Annotated in this window: 10 protein-coding genes and 1 pseudogene; 6 read left to right on the forward strand and 5 right to left on the reverse strand. The window is 73.7% G+C overall.

The genetic code is table 11. The annotated features are described in order from the left end of the window. Positions 1-817: 817 nt before the first annotated feature. Positions 818-1,795, forward strand: coding sequence for an ATP-binding cassette domain-containing protein (locus ACA514_RS48070; protein ID WP_375048258.1), 978 nt, complete (start codon positions 818-820; stop codon positions 1,793-1,795). Continuing rightward, positions 1,792-2,610 (forward strand): ABC transporter permease, encoded by an 819-nt coding sequence (locus ACA514_RS48075; protein ID WP_375048259.1) that lies wholly within the window; start codon positions 1,792-1,794, stop codon positions 2,608-2,610. The genes ACA514_RS48070 and ACA514_RS48075 overlap by 4 nt, the downstream gene beginning before the upstream one ends. Before the next feature lie 14 nt (positions 2,611-2,624). Here ACA514_RS48075 and ACA514_RS48080 read toward each other — a convergent pair whose 3' ends face one another. The 5 genes and pseudogenes from ACA514_RS48080 to ACA514_RS48100 all read right to left on the reverse strand — a co-directional run bounded on the left by ACA514_RS48080 (position 2,625) and on the right by ACA514_RS48100 (position 7,423). Further along, on the reverse strand, positions 2,625-2,870 hold the full coding sequence (locus ACA514_RS48080; protein WP_375048267.1) for a hypothetical protein: 246 nt from the start codon (positions 2,868-2,870) through the stop codon (positions 2,625-2,627). Continuing rightward, positions 2,867-3,388, reverse strand: a complete 522-nt coding sequence (locus ACA514_RS48085) for an amidase family protein (protein ID WP_375048266.1) — start codon at positions 3,386-3,388, stop codon at positions 2,867-2,869. The genes ACA514_RS48080 and ACA514_RS48085 overlap by 4 nt, the downstream gene beginning before the upstream one ends. Further along, a pseudogene (locus ACA514_RS48090) lies at positions 3,333-3,896 on the reverse strand (amidase family protein); the annotation flags it as partial. The pseudogene ACA514_RS48090 and the gene ACA514_RS48085, both read right to left, overlap by 56 nt. Continuing rightward, the gene (locus ACA514_RS48095) at positions 3,857-4,090 is read right to left on the reverse strand and encodes a hypothetical protein (protein ID WP_375048260.1); all 234 of its coding nucleotides are present in this window, start codon (positions 4,088-4,090) and stop codon (positions 3,857-3,859) included. The gene ACA514_RS48095 and the pseudogene ACA514_RS48090, both read right to left, overlap by 40 nt. Before the next feature lie 75 nt (positions 4,091-4,165). Beyond that, the gene (locus ACA514_RS48100; RefSeq protein ID WP_375048261.1) at positions 4,166-7,423 is read right to left on the reverse strand and encodes a BTAD domain-containing putative transcriptional regulator; all 3,258 of its coding nucleotides are present in this window, start codon (positions 7,421-7,423) and stop codon (positions 4,166-4,168) included. A 78-nt stretch (positions 7,424-7,501) separates the two neighbouring features. Here ACA514_RS48100 and ACA514_RS48105 point away from each other — a divergent pair, with 78 nt between their 5' ends. The 4 genes from ACA514_RS48105 to ACA514_RS48120 are packed head-to-tail and all read left to right on the forward strand — an operon-like array spanning position 7,502 to position 9,784. Next, complete coding sequence (locus ACA514_RS48105) at positions 7,502-7,759, forward strand: Rho termination factor (RefSeq protein WP_375048262.1); 258 nt, start codon at positions 7,502-7,504, stop codon at positions 7,757-7,759. Beyond that, on the forward strand, positions 7,759-8,118 hold the full coding sequence (locus ACA514_RS48110; RefSeq protein WP_375048263.1) for a VOC family protein: 360 nt from the start codon (positions 7,759-7,761) through the stop codon (positions 8,116-8,118). Before ACA514_RS48105 ends, ACA514_RS48110 begins: the two co-directional genes overlap by 1 nt. Continuing rightward, positions 8,115-8,624 (forward strand): DUF1360 domain-containing protein, encoded by a 510-nt coding sequence (locus tag ACA514_RS48115; RefSeq protein ID WP_375048264.1) that lies wholly within the window; start codon positions 8,115-8,117, stop codon positions 8,622-8,624. The genes ACA514_RS48110 and ACA514_RS48115 overlap by 4 nt, the downstream gene beginning before the upstream one ends. Before the next feature lie 59 nt (positions 8,625-8,683). Then, complete coding sequence (locus tag ACA514_RS48120; protein WP_375048265.1) at positions 8,684-9,784, forward strand: Vms1/Ankzf1 family peptidyl-tRNA hydrolase; 1,101 nt, start codon at positions 8,684-8,686, stop codon at positions 9,782-9,784. Positions 9,785-9,835: the final 51 nt, after the last annotated feature.

Below are 9,835 nucleotides of genomic sequence, written 5' to 3' on the forward strand. Positions count from 1 at the left end.
CATGTGTTAAGCACGCCGCCAGCGTTCGTCCTGAGCCAGGATCAAACTCTCCATCAAGGTCCAAACGACCACCCAGAAGGGGCGAACCCTCCAAGCAGCCAAACCTCAGGAAACAATCCCAGCAAACAATCCCCGAAAGGATCGCATTGCCTCAAAGAAATCCCCACCATCCCCCGAAGAGGGACGGCACGGGGCGATCCGGCCAACCGGCCGAACCGATAAAGGCACTGGCTTTTAACACGCTGTTGAGTTCTCAAGAAACGGACACCCACCGCGCTCGATCCGCTCTCGCGAACCTCGCTCCGGGGCAACCCTTCTAACTTACCGGAACTTTCGATCCTGTCAACCCGACTCGCTGAGTCGATCTTCAGGTTCTCGGCCCGTCCGCCGCGCGCCATCACAGGCGACCAAGATCGCCTGTGTCTGATCGTTCGGTGGAGTCCCCAGGGCCGGCCACCTTGCGGCGTCCTGCATCCCTTCTCGGGCCTTCCACTCAAGAGTACCTCGCTCCGAAGCAGGCTTCGAACCGTTTTTCTCTCGGTGGCTTCCCCCGGGGCCGTCCGCCTCTCGGCGTCCCGCATCCCCTTGGGGCAGGAAGAACATTAGGCAGCCTCGTACGGTCCGTCAAATCGGCGCCGCCACCCCCTGGACACCTCGCGGACGGACTCGGGAAACCCGCTGGTCACGGGGGTGCGGGCGACCGGCGTCAGCGGCGCGTCAGCCGGGCGTCAGCGTCCGGGCGGCGATGTGCGCGCCGCGTCAGGGCCCTCCCGGAAGCTTGGCGATGTCAGCACGACGATCTGTGAAAGGCCGACCGATGGACGATGTGATCCAGGCCGAGGGCCTGCGGAAGAGGTTCGGGGAGACGGTGGCCCTGGACGGGGTGGACATCGCCGCGAAGCGCGGGACGGTGCTGGGGGTGCTCGGCCCCAACGGGGCCGGGAAGACGACCGCCGTCCGGGTGCTCGCGACGCTGCTGAAGCCGGACGCGGGCCGCGCTTCGGTGTGCGGCTACGACGTGGTCAGGGACGCGGTGCGGGTGCGCGCGATGATCGGGCTGACCGGGCAGTACGCGTCGGTGGACGAGGAACTGACCGGCACCGAGAACCTGGTGATGATCGCGCGGCTGCTGGACTTCGGCCGGGCCGAGGCGAAGGCGCGGGCACGGGAGCTGCTGACCCGGTTCCGGCTCACCGAGGCGGGGTCCCGCGCGGTGAAGACGTACTCGGGCGGCATGCGCCGGCGGCTGGACCTGGCGGCGAGCCTGATCAACCGCCCCGAGGTCATCTTCCTGGACGAGCCGACGACCGGGCTGGACCCGCGGGCGCGCAACGAGGTGTGGGACACGGTCCGCGAGGTGGTCGACGACGGCGCGACCGTGCTGCTGACCACGCAGTACCTGGACGAGGCGGACGCGCTCGCCGACCGGATCGCGGTGTTCGACCACGGCCGGATGATCGCCGAGGGGACGTCCGGCGCGCTGAAGTCGCGGATCGGGCGGCAGACCCTGGCCGTCCGGGCCACCGAGATGTTCCGGACGGCGCAGCTCACCGCGATCGTGGCGGAGCTGACCGGCGAGCGGCCCGACGTGCAGGACGCGACGGGCCTGGTCACGGCACCGGTCCAGGACCCGAAGTTGCTGCCGGCGCTGGTCCGGCGGCTGGAGGAGGCGTCCATCGTGGCGGCGGAGCTGTCGCTGCGGCTGCCGAGCCTGGACGAGGTCTTCCTCACACTCACCGGCCACGTCGCGGAGGAGCGGCCGGCCGACCTGATCTCCGAGGGGAGCATGGCATGAGCACGATGACCGTCGAGGCGCCCGCCACGTCCGGGCCGCCGGCGCGGATCAGCCCGCGCAGGACGCTGCGGCACGGGCTGACGCTGGCGTGGCGCAACATCGCGCAGCTGAGGCATTCGCCGGAGAAGCTGCTGGACACGACGCTGATGCCGATCGTGTTCCTGTTGCTGTTCCTGTACGTGTTCGGCGGTGCGCTCGCGGGCGACACGCACGCCTACCTGCAGCAGCTGCTTCCGGGGCTGGTGGCGCAGATGGCGATGTTCGCGACGATGGGCCTCGGGACGGCGCTGAACGAGGACATCCACAGGGGTGTGTTCGACCGGTTCCGGAGCCTGCCGATCGCCAGGTCGGCGCCGCTGATCGGGTCGGTGCTCGGGGACACGGTCCGGTTCCTGACCGTGATGGTGGTGCTGGTGGGCTTCGGCTCGATCCTGGGCTTCCGGTTCCACACCGACCCGTTGTCGGTGCTCGCGGCGTTCGCGCTGGCGTACGTGTTCTATCTGGCGGTGTGCTGGATCTCGGTGCTGGTCGGGCTGGTGGCGCCGTCGCCGGAGACGGTGCAGGGCCTGGCGTTCATCTGGGTGATGCCGCTCACGTTCGGCAGCAGCATCCTGGTGCCGGACACCTCCACGATGCCGGGCTGGCTGGAGGCGTGGACGAAGGTGAATCCGGTCACGCATCTGGCGGACTCGGTGCGGGCCCTGACGGTGGGCGGGCCGGTCGGCAACCACGTCTGGTACACGCTGGCGTGGGCGGCGGGAATCGTCGTCGTCACGTTCCCGCTGGCCATGCGCATGTACTCGCGCCGCGCCTGAACAGCACGGCGATGTCAGCGGGCGTCGGGGACGCCGGCCCGGAAGCGGAGCACCGGGTCGGCGTCCCTCGCTCCGGTCATCGCGTACAGCATGTCGATGCCGGCCTTCAGGTAGGGGTATTCGGCGGACAGGTAGGCCAGCTCGTACGGTCCGGCGGGCAGGCCGCAGCGGGCCAGCATGGCCGCCACGTCCCCGCTCGCCTCGCCGGTCGCCTCGGTCGCCTTGCCGGTCGCGTCGTCGGTGGGGACTGTCTCGGTCAACGGTCGTCTCCTTGCGCGGTGGCGAGGGGTGGGACGCGGAGATGCCAGTCGGTGACGCGCTGGTAGGCGTCGGCGGCGCGCAGGATGCCCGCCTCGCCGAAGGCGGGGCCGGCGAGCTGGAGGGACAGCGGCAGCCCGGCTGCGGTCGCGCCCATGGGCGCGGCGAGGACGGGGTTGCCGACGGCGTCCCAGTACGGAGTGAAGAAGAACCGGGACGTGGCGTCCATGTTGATGTCGCCGGCGGCGTCGGTGATGTCGGCGTAGCGCGGGGCGCCGATGCCGAGCGTCGGCGCGGCGATGAGGTCCACGTCGTCGAAGAGGCGGGCGAGCGCCCGCTGGGCGACGCGTCGGACGCGCTGGGCCTGGACGTAGTCGGCGCCGGTGACGAGGGCCCCGCGGGCGAGCGCGAGGCGGGTGGAGGGGGCGTCCCTCCACCAGCGCGGCGCCGAGCCCGGCGAGGACGCGCAGCGCCTCGTCGAACGCCGGGGCCAGCGCGGGGTCGGCGTCGTCCGGGAAATGGTGGTCGCGGACCACGCCGATGCGGACGCCGTCGAGCGTCCCGTCGAACACCGGCGGGGTGTACGGGACCTCGGCCGCGTCGGGGTCGGAGGGGTCGGGGCCGGCGATGGCGCCGAGGACGGCGGCGCAGTCGCGGGCGCTGCGCGCCAGCGGCCCGACGTGGTCGAGGCTGTAGCCGAGCGGGACGACCCCGGACTTCGGGACGCGCCCGAACGTGGGCATCAGGCCGGTGACGCCGCAGAAGGCGGCCTGGATTCGGATGCTGCCCGCGGTGTCGGTGCCGAGCCCGGCGAGGAACAGGCCCGCGGCGACGCCGCCGGCGGTGCCGGAGCTGGAGCTGGAGCCGCCGGGCCAGGCGGCGGTGTCCCACGGGTTGCGCGGGACCGGGAACGGCCCGGACGGGTCGGGCATCCCGCACGCGAACTCCATCGTGCTGGTCTTGCCGGTGATCACCGCGCCGGCGGCCTTCAGCCTGGCGACGACGGGCGCGTCGCGTCCGGCGGCCACCGCGGGTCCAGGACGGTGCTCTGCGCCTTGGTGGGGCCCTCGGCCACCGCGATGACGTCCTTGATGCCGAACGGTATGCCGTGCAGCGGGCCCCGGTCGGCGGCGGCCAGGGCGTCCTCGGTGAGGCGGACGCTCGTCACGGCGCCGGCGCGCAGCGCCTCGGCGGCATCGGTCAGGGTCGGCGGTGTCGGCACGGGCGGGACGCTATGCGGCGCGGTCGCGGCGCGCGCCCCCGGTCCCGGTCCCGGTGACCGGGAGGTCGGCGCCGGTCAGGCCGATTCGACGATGCCGGCCACGCCGGCGAAGAGGTCGTCGCGGGTGACGCGGCGGCCGCGCTCGTAGGCCTCCTCGAACGCGGCCGCGCCGATCTCGCGCCGCACCGCGGGCACCACCCGGCGGACCTCGTGCGAGCCCTCGTGCCGGAAGCCCAGCAGGCCGTGCGCGGTGCCGAGCAGCTCCGCGGCGCGGACAGGGTGGCCGCGCGCCGCCGCGAGCGCCGAGAGACCCTCCAGCAGGGCCGCCAGCAGCGGGTTGCCCGTGATCCAGTCGTGGGGGAGGTCGTCCCATGCGCGGGCGTGCCAGGCGGCCGCCGCCTCCAGGTCGCCCTCCTCCTCGGCGAGGCAGCCGAACCTGCAGTAGGTGAGGCGAATCTCCCGGTTGAAGTCGGGACGGCGCCGGCGCGGCTCGACCCACTTGTAGGCGCGGTCGGCGTAGTCGCGGGCGGCCTCCGTGGCGCCTTCCTGCAGCGCCAGATCGCAGAGCAGGAGTAGGGCGGCCGCGGCGTCCGCGAACTCGCCGGCGCGCTCCATCGCCGCGATCGCGGTGTCCAGGTCACGGCGGGCCTGCTCGACGTCGCCCATCATGGCGCGCACGCGCGCGAGCGCGGTGAGCATCCCGGCGCCGGCCTCGGCGCTCATTCCCTCGCGGGTGTACCCGTGCGCCTCCTCGCCGTACCGGAGCGCCTCGGTGAGCTCGCCCCGCGCGAAGGCGACCTGCAGCATGGCGCTGAGCCCCAGGATCAGGCCCCACCGGTCGCCGAGCTCGCGGAACACGGCGCAGCCCTCGACCGCCTCGGCGGCGGCCCGGTCGATCTCGCCGCTGTTCAGCGCCATGTGCCCGAGGATCACCCGGACGGTGCCGTGCACCCACGGGTCGGGGTGGTCCTCCACGGCGTGCAGCAGCCGCCGGGTCTCCTCCAGGTCGCCGGTGAAGATGCTGCTGGCCGGGCGGGCCAGGGCGAGGGCCGGGTGGCGGGGCGAGTCCGGGACGAACCGCATCACGCGGTCGAGGGCCGCGCGCAGCGACTCGTTCGTCGTCCCCTCGGGGGAGGACAGCTCGGCGACGAGGTCGGCGGAGATGACGCACATGGCGTACTCCTCCTCCATCCCCGGCGGCGCGGCGTCGCCCGCGATGTCGCGGACGGACCGGGCCCAGCCGCCCGCCTCCAGCTCCATGTCGCGCATCATCCAGAACCACACCAGGGCCGCGACGAGGCGCAGTCCCGACCGCACGTCCCGGACGGCGGTCAGGTGGCGGAACGCCGCGCTGCAGTTGTCGCGTTCGGCGGTCAGCCGCGCGGCCCAGCGGAGCTGGTCGGCGCGGCGCAGCTCGGGCTCGGCGCGTTCGGCGAGGTCGACGCAGTACGCGGCGTGCTCGGAGCGGACGCGATCGGCCTCCCCCGCCTCGTCCAGCCTCTCCGCCGCGTAGACCCGGACGGTTTCCAGCAGCCGGTAGCGCACGTCGGCGTTGCCGTCCGCCATCACCAGCGACTTGTCGACCAGCGCGGCGATCACGTCGATGACGTCGTCGGGGTGGGGGGCGTCGGGCGCGTCCAGGCCGCACACCCGCACGGCGCTCTCGGGGGTGGCGCCGCCCGCGAACACCGACAGCCGGCGCAGCACGGTGCGCTCCGCGCCGTCCAGCAGGTCCCAGCTCCAGTCGACGACGGCGCGCAGCGTCCGGTGCCGGGGCAGCGCGGCGCGGCTGCCGGCGGTGAGCAGCCGGAACCGGTCGCCGAGCCGGTCGGCGACCTGCCGCGGGGTGAGCGAGCGCAGCCGCGCGGCGGCCAGTTCGATGGCGAGCGGGATGCCGTCGAGCGCGCGGCAGATCGCCACGACGTCGCCCGCGGTGCCGGCGTCGACCGCGAAGCCCGGGCGCACCGCCGCGGCCCGGTCGGCGAACAGCCGGATCGCCGCGTACCCGAGCGCGTCCGCCGGCTCCGGCTCGCCGTCCTCGGGCGGCAGCGGCAGCGACGGGACGGGGCACAGCGACTCGCCGGTGATGCCGAGCGGCTCGCGGCTCGTCGCGAGGATCCGCACGCCGGGGGCCTGGGCGAGGACGTGGCCGGCCAGCTCCGCGACCGCGTCGACGAGGTGCTCGCAGTTGTCGAGGACGATCAGCGTCCGCTTGGCGGTCAGGAAGTCGGTGAGCCGTTCGAGGGGGCGCGGGACGGTGCGGGCCTCCCCCTTGCGGACGGTGTCGGGGACGCCGAGGGCGGTGATCAGGGCCAGCACGAGGTCGCCGGGGTCGCTGACCGGGGCGAGCGCGACGAACCACACGCCGTCCGGCATGCCGTCCAGCAGCCCGGCGGCGGTCTCGCCGGCCAGCCGCGTCTTGCCCGCGCCGCCCGGCCCGGTCAGCGTGACGAGCCGGGACTCGCGCAGCAGCTTGCCGATCCGGCGCGACTCCTCCTCCCGCCCGACGAAGCTGGTGAGCTGCGCCGGCAGGTTCGTGCGCGGCGGCTCCGGCGCGGGGCTCGCGGGCGCCTCGGAAACGGCGGGTGCGGCGGGCGCCGCGGGCGCCGCGGCCTCGCCGCGCAGGATCGACAGGTGGACGGCGGACAGTTCCGGCGAGGGGTCCACGCCGAGCCGCTCGGCGAGCGCGTGCCGCGTCTCCTCGTACACCTGCAGGGCGTCGGCCTGCCGCCCCGCCGCGTACAGCGCCCGCATGAGCTGGCCGCGCAGCCGTTCGCGCAGCGGGTGCGCGGCGGCCAGCGGCTCCAGCTCGGCGACCGGCGGGACGGGCCTTCCGGCGGCGGCCTCCGCGTCCACCCAGTCCTCGACGGCGGCGAGGCGCAGCTCGTCCAGCCGGCCGATCGCCGCATGGGCGTGGTCGGCGTCGGCGATGTCCGCGAGCGCGGGACCGCGCCACAGATCCAGGGCGCGGCGCAGCCCGTCCGCGCGGCGCGCCGGATCGTGCTCCTTGCGGGCGGCGGCGACGGCGCGCTCGAACGCGACCGCGTCGACCTCGCCCGGGTCGATCCCCAGCCGGTAGCCGCCCGGGCCGTGCTCGACCAGGTCGCGGCCCGCGACGCCGCGCAGCCGCGAGACCAGCGCCTGAAGCGCGTTGCCGCCGCCGGCGGGCGGTGCGCCGTCCCACAGGTCGTCCAGCAGCCGCTCGGCCGACACGGGCCGCCCGGCCTCGGCCGCCAGCCGGACCAGCAGCGCGCGCAGCCGCGGACCGCTGACCTCGACCGGCCGCGCGGCCTCGTCCCGCACGGCCAGCGGGCCCAGGATGCCGATGCGCACGTGTCCCCTTTCCGGATGCCATTGTCCCCGATAAGGGGACTCCATGTGTGGACCACGCATACCGGGTAGTCACCTCGTATGCCCAGAGCACAGATCAAGGACGAGAAGAAGTACCAGAAGCTCCGCGACAAGGGCGAGAGCAAGGAGAAGGCGGCCCGGATCGCCAACGCGTCCGCGAACCAGGGCGGCAAGAAGGTCGGCAGCAAGGGCGGCAAGAACCCCTCCTACGACGACTGGACCAAGGAAGAGCTGATGAAGCGGGCCCGCGAGATCGGCGTCGAGGGCCGCTCGTCGATGAACAAGTCCCAGCTGGTGAAGGCGCTGCGCGACCACTGATGGAGCTCGTCTTCGTCCTGGACTGCGCGGACCCCGACGCGCTGGCGGACTTCTGGGCCGCCGCCCTCGGCTACGAGCGCGGCGGCTACGACCCCCCGTACGTCGGCCTCACCGACCCCCGCGGCAAGGGGCCCCGCCTGCTGCTGCAGCGGGTCCCCGAGCCGAAGGCCGGCAAGAACCGCATGCATCCCGACCTTCGGGTCGCCGACATGGAGGCCGAGCTGGCCCGCGTCACGGCGCTCGGCGCCACCGTCGTGCGCGGCCCGTTCGTCGACGACGGCTGGCCCACCACGGTGTGCGCCGACCCGGAGGGCAACGAGTTCTGCGTGATCGTCCCGGCCGGAAAGGAACAGGCATGAACACCGTCGTCGACACCGCCCGCAAGCAGAAGGACGAGTACGCCGGAGACGCGGACCGCCCGCTCGGCTCCTACCTCGGCACCATGGCGGTGTACGCGGTCACCACCGGCGCGATGGCGCTGCTGGCCTGGCGGCGCCGCGGCCGCACGCCCCCCGTCGGGCTCGGCGACCTCGCGCTGATGACGATCACCACGCACAAGCTGTCCCGGCTGATCGCCAAGGACCCGGTGACGAGCCCGCTGCGCGCCCCGTTCACCCGCTACTCCGGCACGTCCGGCCCCGCGGAGCTCGCCGAGGAGGCGCGCGGCCACGGCGTCCGGCACGCCGTCGGCGAGCTGATCACCTGCCCGTTCTGCACCGGCCAGTGGGTCGCGACCGCCTACGCGGCCGGGCTCGTCTTCGCGCCGGACGCGACCCGGCTGGCCGGCGCCACCATGACGGCCGTGGCGGGCTCCGACTGGCTCCAGCTGGCCTACGCCCGCCTGCAGCAGTCCGCCGAGGGCTAGAACGCCCCAATCGCCACATTCTTTACGTTTGCCCCAGCGGGATCGGGTACGGCCACCCTATGGAGCTGTCATTCCTCAAGACGCTGTACCAACGCCCGGGCCCCTACGCGTCGGTGTACGCCGACCTCACCCGGACGACCGAGGACGCGTCCAAGGCCGCCGAGCTGCGGTGGCGGGCGCTGCGCGCGGACCTGGAGGCCCAGCACGCCCCCGCGGCCACGCTCCGCGCCGTCGAGCAGGCCGTCCTCGACGAGATGGCCCTGCGCCGCTCCGAAGGCTTCGTGATCTTCGCGGCGGACGGCGAGGTGGTGCACCGGGACCGGCTCCCCGGCCCGCCCCGCGTCCCGCACGCCACCGTCGCCCCGCTCCCGCACGTCGTGCCCTACCTCGCCGACCGCGGTGAGCGGTTCCCGCACCTGCTGGCCGTCGTCGACCGCCGCGGCGGCGCCATCGACTGCGTCCGCGCCGACGGGCGCCACGAGCACATCGACGTCCAGGGCGACGAGGACTACCCGATCCGCAAGACGAAGGCCGGCGACTGGAACCAGTCCCGCTTCCAGCGCTCCTCCGAGAACGTCTGGAAGTCCAACGCCAAGAAGGTCGCGCACGAGATCGACCGCGCCGCCGAACGCTGCGGCGCCGAGGCCGTGGTCATCGCCGGCGACACCCGCGCCCGCAACGCCGTCCTGGAGGAGGTCTCCGAGTACGTCCTGGAACGCACCGTCGAGACCGACAAGAACACCAACGTGGGCGACCCCGACCTCGACGCCGAAGTGCGCCGCGTCCTGGAGCTGAAGACGACCGAGCGCGTCATGGCCGTCGCCGAGCGCTTCGACCGCGAGCTCGCCAACGGCCAGCGCGCCGTCGCGGGCCTCCCCGCGACCGTCGAGGCCGTCCGGCAGGGCCAGGTGGAGACGCTCCTGCTCGACGACGACCCGGACTCCCCCGCCCGCCTGTGGATCGGCCCGGAGCCCGGCCAGGTGGCCGCCGACCCCGACGAGCTCCGCAGCGAGTTCGGCGTCGCCGACCCCACCCCCGAACGCGCCGACGCCGCCCTCATCAGAGCCGTCACCGCCACCGACGGCGACCTGGTCGTCCTCCCGTCGGACGGCCCCAACGCCGGCCTCCACGTAGGCGCCGTCCTCCGCTACACAGCCTGACGAACCCAGCCGAACGTGCACGAAAGCGCGAAGCGCCGGGGGCGTGGGGGC

The organism is Actinomadura sp. NTSP31 (assembly GCF_041951385.1).
Lineage (GTDB): Bacteria > Actinomycetota > Actinomycetes > Streptosporangiales > Streptosporangiaceae > Spirillospora > Spirillospora napierensis.

Bases quoted from the DNA above. Each gene is read 5' to 3' on its own strand.
- ACA514_RS48070 (WP_375048258.1), top strand. From the start codon at position 818: ATGGACGATGTGATCCAGGCCGAGGGCCTGCGGAAGAGGTTCGGGGAG.
- ACA514_RS48075 (WP_375048259.1), top strand. From the start codon at position 1,792: ATGAGCACGATGACCGTCGAGGCGCCCGCCACGTCCGGGCCGCCGGCG.
- ACA514_RS48105 (WP_375048262.1), top strand. From the start codon at position 7,502: ATGCCCAGAGCACAGATCAAGGACGAGAAGAAGTACCAGAAGCTCCGC.
- ACA514_RS48110 (WP_375048263.1), top strand. From the start codon at position 7,759: ATGGAGCTCGTCTTCGTCCTGGACTGCGCGGACCCCGACGCGCTGGCG.
- ACA514_RS48115 (WP_375048264.1), top strand. From the start codon at position 8,115: ATGAACACCGTCGTCGACACCGCCCGCAAGCAGAAGGACGAGTACGCC.
- ACA514_RS48120 (WP_375048265.1), top strand. From the start codon at position 8,684: ATGGAGCTGTCATTCCTCAAGACGCTGTACCAACGCCCGGGCCCCTAC.